Origin of the sequence: Methylobacterium indicum (assembly GCF_017347565.1) — a bacterium.
Lineage (GTDB): Bacteria > Pseudomonadota > Alphaproteobacteria > Rhizobiales > Beijerinckiaceae > Methylobacterium > Methylobacterium indicum.
This window is the reverse complement of record NZ_AP024145.1, coordinates 4,555,407-4,573,828: the sequence shown is the minus strand read 5'-3', so window position 1 is coordinate 4,573,828 and position 18,422 is coordinate 4,555,407. Positions and strand designations below refer to the sequence as shown.

General features: G+C 72.3%; 18 protein-coding genes. 5 read left to right on the top strand and 13 right to left on the bottom strand.

The features are described from left to right. Positions 1-4: 4 nt before the first annotated feature. The 9 genes from fdh3B to miv_RS21155 form a co-directional block, all read right to left on the bottom strand. Complete coding sequence (gene fdh3B, locus miv_RS21195) at positions 5-601, bottom strand: formate dehydrogenase FDH3 subunit beta (protein ID WP_207178694.1); 597 nt, start codon at positions 599-601, stop codon at positions 5-7. Positions 602-615: 14 nt separating this feature from the next. Next, positions 616-3,558, bottom strand: a complete 2,943-nt coding sequence (locus tag miv_RS21190) for a formate dehydrogenase subunit alpha (RefSeq protein WP_207178692.1) — start codon at positions 3,556-3,558, stop codon at positions 616-618. Positions 3,559-3,566: 8 nt separating this feature from the next. Next, positions 3,567-3,803, bottom strand: a complete 237-nt coding sequence (locus miv_RS21185; protein WP_048426164.1) for a formate dehydrogenase — start codon at positions 3,801-3,803, stop codon at positions 3,567-3,569. A gap of 95 nt (positions 3,804-3,898) precedes the next feature. Next, positions 3,899-4,495, bottom strand: coding sequence for a TorD/DmsD family molecular chaperone (locus miv_RS21180; RefSeq protein WP_207178690.1), 597 nt, complete (start codon positions 4,493-4,495; stop codon positions 3,899-3,901). Between the two features lie 128 nt (positions 4,496-4,623). Continuing rightward, positions 4,624-5,409 (bottom strand): DUF3306 domain-containing protein, encoded by a 786-nt coding sequence (locus tag miv_RS21175; RefSeq protein ID WP_207178688.1) that lies wholly within the window; start codon positions 5,407-5,409, stop codon positions 4,624-4,626. Then, the gene (locus miv_RS21170) at positions 5,406-5,915 is read right to left on the bottom strand and encodes a DUF3305 domain-containing protein (protein ID WP_058619199.1); all 510 of its coding nucleotides are present in this window, start codon (positions 5,913-5,915) and stop codon (positions 5,406-5,408) included. The genes miv_RS21175 and miv_RS21170 overlap by 4 nt, the downstream gene beginning before the upstream one ends. Next, positions 5,915-6,922, bottom strand: coding sequence for a DUF6352 family protein (locus miv_RS21165; protein ID WP_207178686.1), 1,008 nt, complete (start codon positions 6,920-6,922; stop codon positions 5,915-5,917). The genes miv_RS21170 and miv_RS21165 overlap by 1 nt, the downstream gene beginning before the upstream one ends. Positions 6,923-7,150: 228 nt before the next feature. Continuing rightward, the gene (locus miv_RS21160) at positions 7,151-7,723 is read right to left on the bottom strand and encodes a DUF6505 family protein (RefSeq protein ID WP_058619201.1); all 573 of its coding nucleotides are present in this window, start codon (positions 7,721-7,723) and stop codon (positions 7,151-7,153) included. Then, entirely contained in the window at positions 7,720-8,388 is a 669-nt protein-coding gene (locus miv_RS21155) for a biotin/lipoate--protein ligase family protein (protein WP_207178685.1), read from the bottom strand. The genes miv_RS21160 and miv_RS21155 overlap by 4 nt, the downstream gene beginning before the upstream one ends. 215 nt (positions 8,389-8,603) lie before the next feature. On the opposite strand from miv_RS21155, the gene miv_RS21150 reads away from it, so the two are divergent. Continuing rightward, positions 8,604-10,583, top strand: coding sequence for a 4Fe-4S binding protein (locus miv_RS21150; protein WP_207183585.1), 1,980 nt, complete (start codon positions 8,604-8,606; stop codon positions 10,581-10,583). A gap of 3 nt (positions 10,584-10,586) precedes the next feature. Here the strand turns inward: miv_RS21150 and miv_RS21145 are convergent, their stop codons facing one another. The 3 genes from miv_RS21145 to miv_RS21135 form a co-directional block, all read right to left on the bottom strand. Continuing rightward, complete coding sequence (locus tag miv_RS21145) at positions 10,587-11,051, bottom strand: hypothetical protein (RefSeq protein WP_207178683.1); 465 nt, start codon at positions 11,049-11,051, stop codon at positions 10,587-10,589. A 40-nt stretch (positions 11,052-11,091) separates the two neighbouring features. Beyond that, positions 11,092-11,532: a hypothetical protein gene (locus miv_RS21140; protein ID WP_207178681.1), complete on the bottom strand. Its 441-nt coding sequence runs from the start codon at positions 11,530-11,532 to the stop codon at positions 11,092-11,094. 87 nt (positions 11,533-11,619) lie between these two features. Continuing rightward, a complete protein-coding gene (locus tag miv_RS21135; RefSeq protein ID WP_207178680.1) occupies positions 11,620-12,894 on the bottom strand; it encodes a c-type cytochrome in 1,275 nt (424 codons plus the stop codon). Between the two features lie 233 nt (positions 12,895-13,127). Here miv_RS21135 and miv_RS21130 point away from each other — a divergent pair, with 233 nt between their 5' ends. Next, positions 13,128-14,360 (top strand): GTP-binding protein, encoded by a 1,233-nt coding sequence (locus miv_RS21130; protein WP_207178679.1) that lies wholly within the window; start codon positions 13,128-13,130, stop codon positions 14,358-14,360. A 6-nt stretch (positions 14,361-14,366) separates the two neighbouring features. After that, positions 14,367-14,648: a hypothetical protein gene (locus miv_RS21125; RefSeq protein ID WP_048426174.1), complete on the top strand. Its 282-nt coding sequence runs from the start codon at positions 14,367-14,369 to the stop codon at positions 14,646-14,648. An 11-nt stretch (positions 14,649-14,659) separates the two neighbouring features. Here the strand turns inward: miv_RS21125 and miv_RS21120 are convergent, their stop codons facing one another. Beyond that, positions 14,660-15,115 carry a hypothetical protein gene (locus miv_RS21120; protein WP_244496777.1) on the bottom strand — a complete coding sequence of 152 codons (456 nt, stop codon included), beginning with the start codon at positions 15,113-15,115 and terminating at the stop codon, positions 14,660-14,662. 272 nt (positions 15,116-15,387) lie between these two features. Between miv_RS21120 and miv_RS21115 the strand changes: the two genes are divergently transcribed. Further along, complete coding sequence (locus tag miv_RS21115; protein ID WP_207183584.1) at positions 15,388-16,452, top strand: molybdopterin-binding protein; 1,065 nt, start codon at positions 15,388-15,390, stop codon at positions 16,450-16,452. Further along, complete coding sequence (locus miv_RS21110; RefSeq protein WP_207178677.1) at positions 16,449-18,422, top strand: molybdopterin biosynthesis protein; 1,974 nt, start codon at positions 16,449-16,451, stop codon at positions 18,420-18,422. The genes miv_RS21115 and miv_RS21110 overlap by 4 nt, the downstream gene beginning before the upstream one ends.

Here is an 18,422-nt window from a genome sequence, read left to right as displayed (position 1 = left end):
CACCTCAGATCGCGATCGTCTCGCGGTAGGCCGTCTTCCAGCCCCACGCGCCCGAGCCGTAGCCGCGCTTGATCACCCGCTCCTTGTAGATCTGGGCGATCATCTCGCCGTCGCCGGCGAGCAGCGACTTCGTCGAGCACATCTCGGCGCAGAGCGGCAGCTTGCCCTCGGCGAGACGGTTCGAGCCGTACTTCTCGTATTCGGCGACCGAGAGGTCGACCTCGGGACCGCCCGAGCAGTAGGTGCACTTGTCCATCTTGCCGCGGGAGCCGAAATTCCCGACGCGGGGATATTGCGGCGCCCCGAACGGGCAGGCGTAGAAGCAGTAGCCGCAGCCGATGCACAGGTCCTTGGAATGCAGCACCACGGCATCCGCCGTGGTGTAGAAGCAGTTCACCGGGCACACCGCCGCGCAGGGCGCGTCGGTGCAGTGCATGCAGGCCATCGAGACCGAGCGCTCGCCGGGCTTGCCGTCGTTGAGGGTGACGACCCGGCGACGGTTGATGCCCCACGGCACCTCGTGCTCGTTCTTGCAGGCGGTGACGCAGGCGTTGCACTCGATGCAGCGGTCGGCGTCGCAGAGGAACTTCAATCTGGCCATGAGGATCCCCTCCCTTACGCCGCACTGATCTGACAGAGGGTCACCTTGGTCTCCTGCATGCCCGTGACGGGATCGAAGCCGTAGGTGGTGACGGTGTTGACGCTCTCGCCGAGCACCACCGGGTCGGCGCCCTTCGGGTAGAAGTCGCGCATGTCCTTGCCCTGGAACCAGCCCGAGAAGTGGAACGGCATCCAGGCGACGCCCTTGGCGACGCGATCCGTCACCAGCGCCTTCACCTTGGCCTTGGACGAGTTCTCGGGGCCGTACACCCAGACGAACTGGCCGTCCTTGATGCCGCGCTCGGCGGCGTCCGCCGTGTTGACCTCGACGAACATGTCCTGCTGCAGCTCGGCGAGCCAGGGGTTCGAGCGGGTCTCCTCGCCGCCGCCCTCGTATTCGACGAGGCGGCCGGAGGACAGGATGATCGGGAACTGCTTGGCGATGCCGCGATCGACCGCCGCCTTCTGCACCGAGAAGCCGACATTGGGCATGCGGAACTGCCGCTCGTCCGGCCGGGTCGGGTACTTGGCGACGAGGTCGGGACGGGGCGAGTAGACCGGCTCGCGGTGGACCGGCACCGGGTCGGGCAGGTTCCAGGCATTGGCCCGGGCCTTGCCGTTGCCGAACGGGATCACGCCGTGGTCGAGGCAGACCCGCTGGATGCCGCCCGACAGGTCGGTGGCCCAGCTCACCGCATCCGGGTTGTTGCCGCCGATCCGCTTGATCGTCGCGAGTTCCGTCTCGGTCAGGTCCTTGTCCCAGCCGAGCTTGCGGAATACCCCGAAGGTGAATTCGGGGTAGCCGTCGGTCAGGTCGGACCCCTTGGAGAAGGAGTCTTCCGCCAGCAGCGTCTGGCCGTTGCGCTCGGTGCCGAACCGGGCCCGGAAGGTGCCGCCGCCCTCCTTCACGTGCAGCGACGTGTTGTAGAGAATGTGGGTGCCGGGATGCTTGATCTCCGGCTTGCCCCAGCACGGCCAGGGCAGGCCGTAATAGTCGCCGCCGACCTCCGGATCGTCCTTCGGCGCGCGCAACGTGACGAGGTCGAACTTGTGCTGGTTCTTCATGTGCGCCTTGAGGCGCTCGGGGCTCTGGCCGCAATAGCCCGTCGACCAGCCGCCGCGGTTGATCTCCCGCAGCAGGTCCTCGGCATCCGGGATGCCGTCGACGACTTTGATGTTCTTGAACAGGCTGTCGGCGAAGCCGAGCTTGCTCGCCATCCGGTAGATGACCTCGTAGTCGTTCTTCGACTCGAAGGCCGGCTTCACGATCTGCTCGCCCCACTGGATCGAGCGGTTCGAGGCCGTGCGCGATCCGTCCATCTCCAGCGAGGTGCAGATCGGCAGGAGGTAGGTGTTGTCCTTGCGGGCATCCATGGCCGCGAAGGTAGTCGGGTGCGGGTCGGCGACGACCAGCAGTTCCAGCTCCGCCATGCCCTTCACCGCCTCGGGCATCCGGGTCACGGTGTTGCCGCCGTGGCCGAACACCATCATGGCCTTCAGGGGCGTGCGCTGGTCGACCTGCTCGGCCGGCAGGCTGACGGCATCGAACCACCGGGTCGAGGTGAGACCGGGGGTCTCCATGTTCTCCTTGCGCGAGCGGGCCTTGCGGCCGGCGCTGGCGGGAACCTCGTCGAAGCGCGACTGCAGCCAGTCGTACTCGACCTCCCAGACCCGGGCCCAGTGCTTCCAGCCGCCCTCGACGAGGCCGTAATAGAGCGGCAGCGTCGTGACATCGAGGCCGAGATCGGTCGCGCCCTGGACGTTGGTGTGGCCGCGGAAGATGTTGGCGCCCGTCCCCGGCTTGCCGACGTTGCCGGTGGCCAGGCACAGGATGCAGAGCGCCCGCACGTTGGCGGTGCCGACCGTGTGCTGGGTCGCGCCCATGCACCAGATCAGGGTCGCGGGCTTCTCCTTGGCGAAGAGCTCGGCGACGCGCTTCAGCTGCTCGCCCGGCACGCCCGACACCCGCTCGACCTCGTCGGGCGTCCACTTGGCGACCTCCTTGCGGACGTCGTCCATCGCGTAGACGCGCTGCTCGATGAAGGCCTTGTCCTCCCAGCCGTTCTGGAAGATGTGCCAGAGGATGCCCCAGATCACCGGGATGTCGGTGCCTGAGCGGATGCGGACGTACTCGGTCGCGTGCGCGGCGGTCCGGGTGAAGCGCGGATCGATGACGATCATGTTGGCGCGGTTGATCTCCTTGCCCGACAGCACGTGCTGCATGGAGATCGGGTGCGCCTCGGCGGGGTTGCCGCCGAGGATGATCATCGTCTTGGCGTTGCGGATGTCGTTGTAGGAATTCGTCTGGGCGCCGTAGCCCCAGGTGTTGGCCACACCCGCCACCGTGGTCGAGTGGCAGATGCGGGCCTGGTGATCGACGTTGTTGGTGCCCCAATAGGCCGCGAACTTGCGGAAGAGGTAGGACGCCTCGTTGGTGAACTTGGCCGAGCCGAGCCAGTAGACCGAATCGGCGCCGTTCTTGGCGCGGATCGCCTTGAGCTTGTCGGTGATCTCGGTGATCGCCTGGTCCCAGGAGACCCGCTGCCACTCGCCGTTCACGATCTTCATCGGGTAGCGCAGGCGGCGGTCGCTGTGGACCAGCTCGCGGATCGCCGCGCCCTTGGCGCAATGCGCGCCCCGGTTGATCGGGCTCGACCAGGACGGCTCCTGGCCGACCCAGACGCCGTTGACGACTTCCGCCGTGACGGTGCAGCCGACCGAGCAATGGGTGCAGACGTTCTTGCGGATCACGGCCTGAGCCGGTTCGGCCGAGGAGCCGGCGGCCTGGGCCGGGCGCACCGCGCCGAGCCGCACCGTGCCGAGGGCCGCGAGGCCGCCGGCGGCGAGCCCCGATTTCCGCAGGAAGCCGCGGCGATCGAGGGTGTGGGCGGTCAGGCCCGCGGCGAGGGCCTGGTGGCTGCCGCGGCCCGCAATGCCGCTCCTGCGCTTGGTCAGCATCGCCGGTCTCACTTCTTCAGCGTCTCGTAGCCGTTGGTGCGGTAGAAGGCCTTGACGTGATCGGTCTCGCGGTAGCGCGACCGGGTCTCGGCATTGCCGGGGTCGTAGGCCTGCGCCTCGGTGGGCGTCAGCGGCACGGAGGCGACCGCGGCCGCCGCCGCGGCGGTGCCGCCGCCGAGGGCGCGGAAGAACTGGCGTCGTCCGAGCCGGGTATCGTCCTTCCGGGTGTCGTCGTCCTGCCGCATCGCGGCTCTCCTCTTCGAAACCGTCTCGTTCGGCGCGGCCGTGGCCGGCGCGCCCCCATTCCATCGGTGGGCTGGCGCCCTGGTCTTCGTCGGTCCTAGGCGTCCATGGCGAAGGCTTCCGTCTCGACCGTCGTGAACACCTCGCCGAGTTCCCCGACCGCACGGTAGAACGGGGTCGCGGCCTGCGCCGCAACGTCGGTGAAGAAACGCCCGATCCACGGATTCAGATGCCGCTCGAAGAAGCGGTGATCCGTCCCCGGCTCCGCCGTCAGGCGCCCCGAGGCGAGGCTCGCCATCACCTCCAGCAGCGTCGCGGCGTGGTCCTCCGGCTCGCTCGACGAGGGATCGCGCTCGAGCCCCAGTTCGGCCAGGTCCTGGCGCACCCGCGCCAGCGGACGCTCGTTGAGGAAGCCGGTGAGGTAGTACGAGGCGTAGGGCATGATCAGCCCGCGGCCGACGCCGACGAAGAGCGCGAAGTAGTCGCGGCCGACCTCGCGCGGATCGGCCTCGCGGGCGGCGCGGCCCAGCGCATCGTGCGCCCGACCGATCGGCGAGCCGTCGCCCGTGAGACCGTGCAGGGCCGCGACCAGATCCGGCGCCGGCGCACGCCCGAGCAGGGTCGCCAGGAGGTCGTATTCCTGCGCGCGCAGCGCGTCGATCTCCTCGACCGGACCGGACCCCTGACTCACCATCACCTCACGCAACGCGGCTCGGCCTCCCGGCGGCTGCCGTTTCCCCTCTGTTTCTGGCGGAGGATCGGGCAGTACGGGCCGGCACCATAGCGGGGAATCCGTCGCGCGCAATTCTACTTTCTAATGTTTCAAATCGGAGTTGCCCCGCCATGGCGTCGCAGGCGGGGCCGTTCGCGAGGATCGGGAGCCGGCTCGGGATCGGGTTGACGACGATCCGGGGTCGTCGCGTCGCCGAGCGGCGACGAGGCGGTCCGGGCAAACGGAAGAGCGGGGTTGTCCCCTCTCCCCGTGGGCGGGGAGAGGACGTCATCCCCCTCGTCGGGGATAACGTGAGCGGAGGCGCAGCCGGAGCGAGGTTGAGAAGGTGTCTCAGACGGAGCCTCGTCCGGTACCACCGCCTCGCCGCGCCCCCCCGGTTCACCGCTCGCCGCGCCGACGGCGAGGTCGGCGGAGCCCTCTCCCCGCTCGCGGGGAGACGAGGCGGGCGCGTCCGGATCGTCGGGCTCTGCGGCCGCCGGCTGCCCCCCGAACACCCGCTCGACCATCGCCCGCACCTCCTCGGCCGGGATCAGGCCGCCGGTGCCGGGCACGCCGCCGGGGGTGTTCCAGTCATAAGCGTATTCGCGCGCCTCGCTGACGAAGTCGCGGATCGTGGGATCGACCGACCACATCCGGCGCAGCGCCGCGTTGCGCAGCACCGGCGGCACCCCGGCACGCAGGAACGGCGCGAGGTCGGTCGCGGCGGTGAGGGTGTCGAGGGAGGGGAGCGCAGCCAGCTCCTCGGGGGTCAGGCCCTCGCCCTCCTCCGACGATTCCGCGGCGAGGTCCGCCGCGGGCGGCTCCGGCGCCTCGGCCGGCCGGCGCGCCTCGTCGCGCTTGCGCCGCGACCAGCGGGAGAGAAAGCCGTCGCTCACGGCTCCTCCGGCCGGCGCCGGGCGCCGGCTTCCTGGCGGGCCAGCGCCTCCGGGTCGGCCCGGTCGCGCTTGCGCTTGTGGAAGACCCGCTCGACGTGGAAGGCCCGGTAGAAGGCCCCGACCTCGGCCTGGATCTCGGGCGGCATCGGGACCGCCTCGACGATCTCGCCGATGCCCTCGGCGAGCGATTCGCCCTCGTAGGGATCGGCCGTGACGGTCGCGACCGCGTAGGTCTCGGGGCCGGTCTCGCGCAACGCGACCCAGAGCGAGGGCCGGGCCGCCGCGAGGTTGTCGCCGTAATGCGCCGTCTCGGCCGGGTGCAGCTCGACCTCGTAGGCTCCGGCGTAGAACGTCTCTTCCTCCTCGCCGGCCGAGAGGCGGGTCCACGGCTCCGTACCGGGAAGTCCCGGCAGCACCGCGACGGGCAACCAGGCATGGCTCGCCCACGGCCCCTTCAGCCGGCGCTTGGCGACGACGACCCCGACGGTGATCAGCTGCGTGCCCATCAGGCCTCTCCGGTCGCGACGAGGGGGAGCCCGGCGATCAGGTTCTGCGGCTTCATCGTCACCAGCCGGTCCGGGGTCATGGCGAGGAGCAGGTAGACCGGCCGCCCCTCGATCCGCGGATCGGCCCGGGCGGGGTCGAGGACGGTGAGGCGAAACAGGGCCAGCACCCGCTCGCTCGTGGCGGCATCCACGGCCTCGCCGCGCCACAGGGCGTTGCCGATCCGCGTCCCCTCCGCGTCGAGCCCGACGAACCAGCGCCAATCCCTGTCCTCGATCGCGGGTATCGGCGCGACCGCCACCTCGACGGCCATCAGGTGGCGCAAGAAGGCCTCGATGACCCGGGCCAGCCCCTCGCGGCTCTTCGGATCGGAGCCGAGGTTGAGCGCCATGCTGAAGGCGTCCGACCGGCTCCAGTAGGTCCAGGCGTTGTCGGCGGCGAGAACGTCGAGCTCGGAGACCGGCTCGCGTCCCAGCATGGCGACGAGGGGCGATGGCCGGCCCGCGCCCTCGGCCTCATCGATCAGCTCGGCATCGGCGAGCAGCAGCGATCCGTTGCTGAGCGAGGCCCGCTGCGGCCGGAAGAACAGCTCGGCGGCCCGCAGGGTATAGGGGTCGTCGCAGCCGTCGAGCGCGTTGCGCAGGATCAGGTGGACGAGCTGGTTGAGGAAGAGCGGCGGCGTGCCGGCCGCACCGTTTCGCACGAGATCGAGATAGGCCGCCTCGACCGAGCGGGCGGCGAGCAGCCGGTCGCGAAAGGCGAGAATCATGTCCCAGTTCTCGCGGGCATCGGCGTCGGCCAGGGCCGCGACCTCGGCAGGCGCAACCCTGCGGCGGGGATCGGCGAGAAGCGCGGCGTACAGCGCCCGCTCGGCGTCGCAGGCCTCCTCCGGCGGCACCAGCTCGGGACGCGCGAGATAGGCCAGCAGCAACTCGTCGGTGACGACGAGCCCGCCGCCCGCGTCGCGCCGGGTGAGATGATGGCCGCTCGAGACCCAGAATTCAGGCATGGTGGGGATTCGGAACCGGGTGAAGAAGAGTGTTGCCAAAGATGGACGATGAGGCCCGGCATCCCACCCGCGACCTCATCCTGAGGCGCGACCAACCGGAGCCTCGAAGGAGGCCTCCAGACGGTACAGGGATCACTGGAGCCCTCCTTCGAGACTGCCGCAAGCGGCAGCACCTCAGGATGAGGTCGCGGGTGGGATCGCGGCCGGCGGCGTGACGCGAGGAACCCATCATCGCGGATCGCCGTCCGGCTTGCCGGCCAGCAACCCCGCGAGGTCGACCCGCTCCTCCGGCTCGTCGTCGGTCTCGTAGAAGTCGAAGGCGCGGGCATAGGCGTGGCGTCGATCGGTGCCGGGGACGGCGCCCTCCCGGGGGCGCAACGCGCGGAAGCGCTCGCGGATCTCGCCGTCCTCCAGCGTCCGGTGCAGCGCCAGCACCGTGCCGACCGGCGGGCCGCACAGCGATTCGGCGATGCCGATCTCCTCCCGGGCGGCGGCGAGCGCGCTCGCGCGGTCCGGCGCGCCGAGGCGGGCCTGGAACTGCGTCGCCAGCGCCGCGGTGGCGGCCTCGCGCTCGGCCTCGCTCGCCTCGCTCACCACCACCAGGGTCGAGAAACCGAACGAATCGATGCCGACGAACCCGGCCCGGAACGCCGCCCGCGCCTTGCCGGCGAGCGTCGCCGGATCGTCGTCGAGGAACAGGAAGCTGCCGCTCACCGCCCATTCGCCGGGCGGGGCGGCCTCGGGAAAGACCAGGGTGTCGGACGGGTCGAGCCGGAGCGTGCGGGGAAGCTTGAGGCTCACAGGCGCGGCCCTCCCCGGACGGGATCGAACCAGCCGGCGCCGTCGAGGACGGGCAGGCCCGCATCGGTGCCGAGGAAGCCGCGGGCGCGGGCCCGGGCGCCGGGGGGACCGTCCTCGGCCCAGAGCGCGAGGCCGCGCAGCAGGTGACGGGCGAAGCTCTCGACCAGCGCGTCGCCCGTCGCCTCGAACCCCTCTTCCTCCAGCGAGGTCGAATCCGGGGTATGGCCGGGATCGCCCGCCTCGCGCTTCGAGGCAATCAGCATGGCGGAGAAGACGAGCCAGTCCGGCACCGCCTCGTCTCGGCAGCCCTCCGGCCAGGCGAGCCGCCCGCCACCGAGGCGGGCCCGGTCGAACAAGAGGGCGCCGGCCCCGTCGAGGGTCACCGGCTTGTCGGGCGGCCCGTGGCTGCCGACCGTCTCGGCGAGGGCGGTCAGACCGACGAGCCCGGCGAGGCGGGCGACCGCGAGCGGCTCCTTGGGTGCCAGCACCACCGCGATATCCACGAGGTCGGGCCGGGTGCCGACGACCAGCATCCCGGCGGCCTCGTCGTCGTCGCCCGCAAGGGCGCAGGCCCGCTCATGCGCCGTTCCTGCCGCCCCGGCGGGCAAGCGCAGCGAACGGAAGACGGGGGGCAGCAGCAGTCCGGAGGAATCCGCGAGGGTCATGAGGGGGATGGCGGCAGGGAAACGGATGGCCTGTGCGAACGTGTCGGATCGTTCTTTTTAACGGCTCCTATATAGCGCTGGATCACTGAACAAGGGGCATGACGCCCCAGGGGGCGCGCAGCGCTTCGGCCTCCGGCGAGGCCGAGGACCGCGCCCGGTCGGAGACGTGCGCGGTGTCGGATCGGATCGTGATCGCCTGTTCCTGCGAGGGCAGCATGCCCCTCGATGCGGCGGCGATCGGCAAGGGCTGCGGCGGGACGCTCGAGACGGGCGACCAGTTCTGCGGTCGCGAACTCCCACGGGTGCGGGCGGCCCTGGCCTCGGGTGCCCCCGTCACCGTGTCCTGCACCCTGAAGGCGCCGCTCTTTCGCGAGGTGGCGGAGGAGCTGGGCGCCGAGGACCGCGTCGCCTTCGCCAATATCCGCGAGACGGCCGGCTGGTCGGCGCAAGGCGCCGCCGCCGGGCCCAAGATGGCCGCCCTGCTGGCCGCCGCCACCGAGACGATGCCGGTGCCGGCGAACGTGAGCTTCGAGAGCCAGGGCGTCGCCCTGGTCTACGGCCGCGACGAGGCGGCGATCGAGGCCGGGCGGCGGCTCGCCGACCACCTCGACGTCACGGTGCTGCTCTCCCGGCCGGGCGAGGTCGCGGTGCCGTCGAGCGGCGAGGTCCCGGTTCTGAAGGGCACGGTGCGGACGGCCAAGGGCCATCTCGGGGCCTTTACCCTGACGGTCGACGATACCGCCCTGCCCCTGCCCTCCTCGCGCCGGGCGCTGGCCTTCGGGCCGTCCCGGGACGGGGCGATGTCGACCTGCGACATCGTCGTCGATCTCACCGGCGGCACGCCGCTCTTCCCCGCGAACGAGCTGCGCAGCGGCTATCTTCGGGCCGATCCCGGCGATCCGGCGGCTGTGGAGCGCGTGCTGTTCGAGGCCTCGCACCTCGTCGGCACCTTCGACAAGCCGCGCTTCATCGACTTCCACGCCGACCTCTGCGCCCATTCGCGCTCACGCATCACCGGCTGCACCCGCTGCCTCGACGTCTGCCCGACCGGCGCCATCGCGCCGGCCGGCGACCATGTGGCGATCGATCCGCATGTCTGCGCCGGCTGCGGCTCCTGCGCCTCGGTCTGCCCGACGGGGGCCGCCGCCTACGCCCTGCCGCCGGCCGACGCGCAGATGCGCCGCCTGCGCACCCTCCTCGCCGCCTTCCGCAAGGCCGGCGGCGCCGCGCCGGTGCTGCTGATCCACGACGACGCGCACGGCGCCCCGCTGATCGACGCGCTCGCACGCTTCGGCGACGGGCTGCCGGCGGACGTGCTGCCGTTCTCGCTCAACGAGGTGACGCAGGTCGGACCCGAACTCGTGGCCGCGGCCTTCGCGTACGGCGCGAGCGCAGTGCGCTTCCTCGTGCGGGCGCGACCCAAGCACGACGTCGCCCCGCTTCTGCGCAACGCCGCCCGGCTCGAGACGATCGTCCAGGCCCTCGGCTACGGCGCGCCGGCGGGCGGCGCCGTGGTCTCGCTCATCGAGACCGACGATCCGGACGCGCTGGGCGAGGCCCTGGCGACCGGCCCCCGCGGCACCCCCGCCCCGACCCCGTCGGGCTTCATGCCGGACGGCGACGTGCGCGGCGTCCTGCGCTTCGCGGTCTCCGAGCTGCACCACGCCGCGCCGCATCCCGTCGACCGGGTGGCGCTCGATGCCGGCGCGCCCTTCGGCGGCCTCGCCTTCGACACCGCGTCCTGCACGCTCTGCCACGCCTGCGTCGGTGCCTGCCCGACCGGTGCGCTCGCCGACGATCCCGACCGGCCGCGCCTGACCTTCGCCGAGAGCGCCTGCGTGCAATGCGGCCTGTGCGCCGCGACCTGCCCGGAGGACGTGATCGGCCTCGTGCCGCAGCTCGACTTCGCCGCCTGGGCGGCGCCCCGCCGGGTGCTGAAGGAAGAGGAGCCGTTCGAGTGCATCGCCTGCGGCAAGGCCTTCGGCACCCGCAGCACCATCGAGCGGATCGTCGGGCGCCTGCGCGACCGCCACTGGATGTTCGCCGGCCCGGCCGGCGAGCAGCGGATCAAGGCGCTCATGATGTGCGACACCTGCCGGGTCTCGCACGTCCTCACCGAAGGGTTCGATCCCCATGCCGCGGAGGAGAACCGGCCGCGGACCTCGGAGGACTACATCCGGGCGCGGCAGGGCTGAGCTTCAGGCCCTGAGTTCGCCAGCGATCTGATAGAGGTCGCCGATGATAGCCGGGACGTCGATCCCGGTCGCCAGGCTTGCGCCGTGGGCGATCCCGTTACGCCAGCGATAGTAGCGGATCGTCCTGCGGTAGGCGTCGGAAGCGACGTTGAGGCGGTCGAGCACGAGCGCGGCCCGGTCCTCGAACTTCGCCCGCATGTTCTCCGGATCATGCGCGTCCCACGCGCGGCGGTCCTCCCAGCGGATGCTGCTTCGCCGGTTGCGGACGGCCTGTTCGGCCATCCGGTTGATCTCGGCCTCGAGTTGGCCCCAGGCAAGAATGAAGTAGGCCGAGTCGTTGATCTGCTGCTTGCGCGCGATGCGGTCAGCCAAGGCAGTGTCCGCGGCTTCCCGCGCCTGCGCGAGTTGGGCATCGAAGCCCGTCGCGGTATCCGAGTAGACGGCAGCGATAGCCGCCAAGTCTTTCACGTTAGCACCTTCGCCGATCGGACTTGCATTGACCCATTCTTCACCGGATGGCTCTGATGAGCGTTGCCTGCGAGAGCGGCTCGACATCGAGGCGGCGCAGAGCAGGAGCGATGGTCCACCGCGGGTGTGCGAAGACACCGGCCCTGTCGATGATCAGGAACCGACCATTGCGCGTGGACAGATCGATCCGGCCGTTGACGCCGATGATCCACAGACCTCCCGGAACGAAGGTGGCCACTTCCGCTCCCACGTCTGCAAGGCGCAGGATCGGCAGCCGGATCGGTGATACGCCGTAAGCGCGCATCACTTCCTCATCCATCAGGACCGTTCCGTCCCGGTTGACGCAGAGATCGGGAAGCCAGTCCGTGATCTCTCGATAAAGATCGTTGATCCGTTCCTGCCAGTCCTCCACGCGGGCCCGCACATGCGCGGCGTCGAGGACGATGCCGTCGCCCGAAAGCTCTTCGATGACGCTCAGCATGGCGACCTCCAGTGCTGTAATGTCCCGCCCGGCCGATACTCTGTCAACGCGCACGCCCCCCGGCGCGATGCCAGGGTCGAACCCACCTCACCGCGTCGCCGTCTCCAGGAATCGCACCAGGGCGGCGCGGTCCTCGGCCTCTTGCACGGTCTGTTCCGGCATCTTGGTGCCGGGGGTGAACCGCGCGGGACCGATCTCGAACAGCCGGGCGATGGTGTCGGCGTTCCAGACGATATCGAGCTGCCGGAAGGCCGGCGAGTAGGCGTAGCCCGGCGCCGTCCCGATGCGCCGGCCGAACACCCCGTGGAGCGTCGGCCCGGCCCGGTTGCCGCCGTCCGGCGTCAGGGTGTGGCAGGCCTCGCAGGCGCGAAAGACCTCCGCGCCGCGGTCGCCCGCGAAGGCCGCGAGCCCGTCGGCCGGGCGCGGCATGGCGAGCGGCCCGATCGGCTCACCGGTGGCGAGGTCCCAGCGCCGCACCAGCCGGTCGCCGCCGCCGGTGACGAGCTCGTCGTCGCCCCGGAAGGCCAGCGACCAGACCGGCAGGCCCGGCCCGACCAGGGTGAGGCGCACCCGCGCCGCCTCCCGGTCGATCACCGCGACCGCGCCGCCCACCGTCGCGGCGGCGAGTTGCGTCCCCTTCGGCGAGAGCGCCAGCGCCACCACCGGACGGGGGCCGACCGCGACCTCGGCCCGCACCCCGCCATCGGGCGCGAGCAGGCGGACGGATCCGTCGGCGCCGGCCGCCGCGATCTCCCCGTCGGGCGCGACGACCAGGGCGTTGACCGGAGTGGGGAGCTGGACGGCGCGGGGCTCGCCCGCCTCCGGCCAGATCCGGACCGTCGCGTCGTAGCCGCCGGTGACGAGGCGGCCGTCGGGCAGGAACGCCACCGCATTGACGTTGCCGCCATGCTCACGGACCTGCGCCGGTCCACCGTCCAGGGGCGTCACCCGGGCGGTGCCGTCCCAGGCGGAGGAGGCGACCGTCCGTCCGTCCGGCGCCACCGCGATCCCCGTGACCGGGCCGGCATGCCGGGTCAGGACCCGTTCCGGCTCGGGCCCCGCGTGCCAGAGCGCGACGCGTCCGTCCTCGGCTCCGGTGAGCATCCCGCCATCGGGCAGCCACGCCACCGCGTTCACCGCCCCCTCGTGGAAGCGCAGGATCCGCTGGGCCGTCCCGTCCGCGAGCGACCAGAGGATCGCCGACTGGTCGAAGCTGCCGGTGAGCGCCCTGTCCCCGTCCGGCGTCACCGCGAGCGCCCGCACCGGGCCGCCATGGCCGCGCATCGGCATCTCGGCGCGGGCCGCTGCGGGCAGCGCGACCGCGAGGGACGCGTGGACGAGGAGGCGGAGGACATTGCGCATGCGGCGCGTCGATCTCCCAAGCAGATTTCGCCGAAGTGGATACCGGTTCGGCGATAAAAATCTGCGACAAAACAAGAACCTAAGCGGGCGAAGCGTTGGCCTGCCAGCGCAAGCCTTCCTAGGAGCACCCCCGCTCTAGGCCCGCTCGCCACGGGCGGGAAGGTGAAGCGGTGCCACGGGGGCCGCCTTGACACGATGGGCAATGTTATATTGTTACGAATGTGGAGGTGCCCATGTCCGTAGCCACGTCCCCTGCCCGTTCGACCGATTCCCGCCTGCCCGTCACGGTCCTCTCCGGCTTCCTCGGAGCGGGGAAGACCACCCTGCTCAACCACGTGCTCGCCAACCGCGAGGGCCGGCGCGTCGCCGTCATCGTCAACGACATGAGCGAGGTGAACATCGACGCCGACCTCGTGCGGGCGGGCGATGCCGGCCTGTCGCGCACCGACGAGCGCCTGGTCGAGATGACGAACGGCTGCATCTGCTGCACCCTGCGCGACGACCTGATGCAGGAGGTGCGCCGCCTCGCCGAGGAGGGCCGGTTCGACACGCTGCTGATCGAGGGCACCGGCATCGCCGAGCCGCTCCCCGTCGCCAGCACCTTCTCGTTCCGCGACGAGGACGGCCGGGCGCTCTGCGACATCGCCCGCCTCGACACGATGGTGACGGTGGTCGACACCGTGAACCTGCTGCGCGACTACGGCTCGCACGACTTCCTGCGCGACCGCGGCGAGGTCGCGGGCGAAGGCGACACCCGCACCCTGGTCGACCTCCTGGTCGAGCAGATCGAGTTCGCCGACGTCGTCGTCATCAACAAGGCCGACGACGTGACGGCCGAGCAGCGCGACCTGGTGCGCAAGGTGGTGCGCGGCCTCAACGGCGACGCCCGCATCGTCGAGGCCGCGTTCGGCCAGGTGCCCCTCGGCGACGTGCTGGAGACCGGGCTGTTCAGCGAGGAGAAGGCCCAGACTCATCCGCTCTGGTACAAGGAGCTGTACGGCGCCGCCGAGCACGTGCCGGAGACCGAGGAATACGGCATCGGCTCCTTCGTCTACCGGGCCCGCCGGCCCTTCCATCCGGCGCTGTTCGACGCCTTCACCAAGGATACCTGGCCGGGGCTGATCCGGGCCAAGGGCCATTTCTGGCTCGCGACCCGCCCGGACTGGGTCGGCGAGTTCTCTCTCGCCGGCTCGACCGCCCGGGTGACGCCGCTCGGCCGCTGGTGGGCCGCGGTGCCGCGCGCGCGCTGGCCCGAGCATCCCGAGTGGCGCGACGAGCTGGACCGGCACTGGAGCGACACCTGGGGCGACCGGCGCCAGGAACTCGTCTTCATCGGTGCCGGCCTCGACGAGGCGGCGATCCGCCGGGCCCTCGACGCCTGCCTCGTCGGCGGGGAGGACGGACCGGTCGCGGCCGACCGGACCCTGCCCGATCCGTTCCCGGCCTGGACGCCGGGCATGGCCTGACGCTCCGTGTTCCACAGCCTCAAGGTCCTGCGCGCCCGAGCGAGCGCGCAGGCCGCGTCGCGCAAGGATCTGACGGAGCGCACCCGCCGGATCCTGGCGCTCGCCGAGGAGGACGCGCTCTCGGTCAACGAGATCGCCTGCGCCGATCCCGGCTGCCCGGATGTCGAAACGGTGATCCTCCTGATGCTCGCGGGCCGGCCGACCCGGGCCGTCAAGATCGCCAAGCCGATGGAGACGGTGACCGAGGCCGATATCCTCGAAGCCGCCTGCGGGACGGAGCCCCCGTAGGGCTTTTTCCCTCAGGCGCGCGTGAGCTTCCGGCTCGAGCGAATGAGGGGCGCGGGGCCATCCGGCGCGGCGAGCCAGGTCCGCCGTTCCGCGATCAGCGCCCGCAGCCGGGCGCGGCGGGCGTTCGGCCCGGGGCAGTCGCATCCGGCGAGATCGAGCGGGCCGCCGTCGAACAGGGCCGCGATCGCCATCGCGATCACGACCGCAACGAGGGCGGCGAGGGGCCAGGCGAAGCCAATTGCGACGATCGCCGCGATCACGAGCTTCCCGGCGAGCGAGCCGACGAGCTTGGCCTTCACCAGTACCAGGAAAGCGCCGCCCCCGCCGAGCCCGCCCCGTACCGCCCGGGCGACGCGCCGCCGCAGGCGGTGGCGCGTTTCCAGCGCTTCGAGGCGCCCGAGCTGTCGCGCGACGCGGACGGCCTCGGCGGAGGGGGCGGGTATGGGCGCGATGGGGGATTCCGGCACTATCGAATCCTCATGCTCGGGGTCGGCCGCGGAAACCTTCCAGCGGGGACTACTGCAGGTTTCCCCACTCTCCGCGGGTGGGGAGTGGGCCGAACTCTCGTCTCCGCCGCGACATTTTCTCCGCCGAGCGCCCGACCCGGCGCCCGAACCTTGATCCCGGCCGGCGCTTGCCGCATCGGCTCCGCTCCGTTGCGAATCAAGGACAGCCGCATGGCCGCCCCTCTTCATCCGGGCGCCCGCCCGTGAGGCCGAGGGCGCTCACCACCGCGCTGATGCCCGTCGCCGAGGCGGCGCAGGCGCTCGTTGCCCTGGCGCGCCCGGTCGCGCCCGTCGGCGCGAGCCTCGCCGAGGCTTTGGGCGCCGTGGCCGCGAGGGACGTCGTGGTCGGAACCGGCCTGCCGGCGCACCGCATGGCCTTGCGCGACGGCTGGGCGGCGAGCGCGGCGGAAATCGTCGGCGCCTCCCCGTACGCCCCCGTGAGGGTGGCCCGCGCTCCCGCCTGGGTCGAGGCCGGCGCCCCGCTGCCTCCCGGCACCGACGCCCTGCTGGCGCCGGACGCCCTCGGAGACGATCCGCTCTGGATCGAGACCGAGGTCGCCGCCGGCGAGGGCACGCGTGCCCCGGGCGCCGAATTTCCACCGGGTCCGCCCCTCGTCACCGCGGGCGAGCGGATCGTGCCCTTGCAGGGCCTCGCCCTCGCGGAGGCCGGCTTCGCCGAACTCGACGTGCGCCGCCCGCGGCTGCGGATCCTCGCGGCCGCGCCCGACACGTTGTCGCCGGTCCTCGCCGCCTGGATCGCGGCCGCGGGCGGCACGGCCGACATCGCGACAAGGCCGGCACCGGCGGAGGACTTGGCTGCCGCCCTCCTCGCCCCGGGGGCCGATGCCGTGCTGGTGCTCGGCGGCACCGGCCCGGGCCGGCGCGACGGGAGCGCCGCGGCGCTGGCGCAGGCCGGGCGGCTCGATGCCCACGGCATCGCCCTGCGGCCCGGCGAGAGCGCCGGCTTCGGCGAGGCGGCCGGGCGGCCGGTGCTGCTGCTGCCGGGCCGGCCGGATGCGGCGCTCGCGGCCTGGCTCGCCCTCGGCCGGCCGCTGCTCGCCGCCCTGGCCGGCACCGCGCCCGAACCCGCCGCCATCCTGCCCCTGACCCGCAAGGTCTCGTCCCTCATCGGCCTCACCGACGTGGTGTTCCTGCGCCGCGTCGCGGCCGGCGCCGAACCGATCGGCGGGGCCGAGATCCCGCTCCATCGCCTGGCGCGGGCCGAGGCCGCCCTGCTGGTGCCGCCGGCCCATGAGGGGTATCCCGCAGGGACCCCCGTCGAGGTTCTGCCGCTGTGACCGTTTCTCCCGCCGACGATTTCTCCATCCGCCTCGCCGCGGCCTCGCGCCAGGAGCAGTTCCTGGCGGTGGTGAGCCGCGACGAGGCGATGGCGCGCTGGCGCGAGGCCGTGCCGCACACGGCCCTGCCGCCCGAGACCGTGCCGCTCGCCGAGGCCCTCGGCCGGGTCCTCGCCGACGACATCGCCTCGCCGATCGACGTGCCGCCCTTCGACCGCGCCCTCGTCGACGGCTTCGCGGTGCGCGCCGCCGATACCGAGGGGGCGAGCGAAGCCGCGCCCCGCCGCCTCGTCCTGAACCGCGAGATCCTGGCCTGCGGCGTCGCCCCGACCCTGACCGTCGGCCCGGGCACCGCCACGCCGATCGCCACCGGCGGCGTGCTGCCCCGCGGTGCCGACGCGGTGGTGATGGTCGAGGCGACGGAATTCGAGGACGGCCCCGCGCCGGCGATCGCGCTCGCTCAAGCGGCGGGGCCCGGCCGCTTCGTCGGTTATGCCGGCGCCGACATGGCGCGGGGCGAGACGGTCTTGCGCCGCGGCACCCTGGCCACGGCCCGCGAGATCGGGATGCTGGCCGCCTGCGGCCTCGCCGCATTGCCCGTCGTGCGCCGGCCCCGCGTCGCGGTGCTCTCCACCGGCGACGAACTGGTGGCGCCGGGCTCGCCCCTGGCGCAAGGCCGGCTCTACGATTCGAACGGCGCCATCGTGGCGGCGAGCGTAACCGAGAATGGCGGCGTCGCGGTGCCGGGCGGCATCGTGCCGGACGACGAGGCGGCGCTGGAAGACGCCCTGGCTCGGGCCCTGGCCGCGGCCGACCTCGTGATCCTGTCCGGCGGCACCTCGAAGGGCGCGGGCGACGTCTCGCACCGCATCCTGTCGCGATTGGGCGAGCCCGGCATCCTGGTCCACGGCGTGGCGCTGAAGCCGGGCAAGCCGCTCTGCCTGGCACTGGCCGGCACCGTGCCGGTGGTGGTGCTGCCGGGCTTCCCGACCTCGGCGATGTTCACCTTCCACGAATTCGTGGTGCCGCTGATCCGGGCGCTCGCCGGCCTGCCCGCCCGGGAGGAGGAGATCGTGGCGGCGCAGCTGCCGCAGCGCCTCCCCTCCGAGCTCGGGCGCACCGAATACGTGATGGCTGCGCTCTCCCGCGGGACCGGCGGTCTCGTCGCCCTTCCGCTGGCCAAGGGCTCGGGGGCCGTGACGGCCTTCTCGCAGGCCGACGGGTTCTTCGCCGTGCCGGCGAACCGGCCCGGGCTCGAGGCCGGCGAGGCCGTGTCCGTCTCCCGGATCGGCCGGGCGGCCCGGCCGCCGGACCTGATGATCGTCGGCAGCCATTGCCTCGGCCTCGACCGGCTGGTCGGACATCTCCTGGCCCGCGATGTCACCGCCCGCACCCTCTGGGTCGGCTCGGCCGGCGGGCTCGGCGCCCTGCGCCGGGGCGAGTGCGACCTCGCCGCCATGCATCTCCTCGATCCCGAGACCGGTCGCTACAACGCCCCCTATCTCACGGCCGGCCTCGCCCTGGCGCCGGGCTGGCGCCGCCTGCAGGGCGTGGTCTTCCGCGCCGGCGATCCGCGCTTCTCCGACGCGCCGGCCGAGGAGGCGGTGACGCGGCTCCTCGCCGACGACGAGGCGGTGATGGTCAACCGCAACACCGGGGCCGGCACCCGGGCCCTGGTCGAGGGCCTGCTGAACGGCGCCCGGCCCGCCGGCTACTGGAACCAGCCGCGCTCGCACAACGCGGTCGCGGCGGCGGTCGCGCAGGGCCGGGCCGATTGGGGGGTCGCCATCGCGCCGGTGGCGGAGGCCTACGGCCTCGGCTTCCTGCCGCTGACCGAGGAGCATTACGACTTCGCCTACCGGGAGGAGCGGCGGGACGAGCCGGCCCTCGCGGCGTTCCTCGCCCTCCTCGACGATCCGGCGCTGGCCGCCGACCTCGCCGGTCTCGGCTTCACCCGGCCGGAGGCGTGA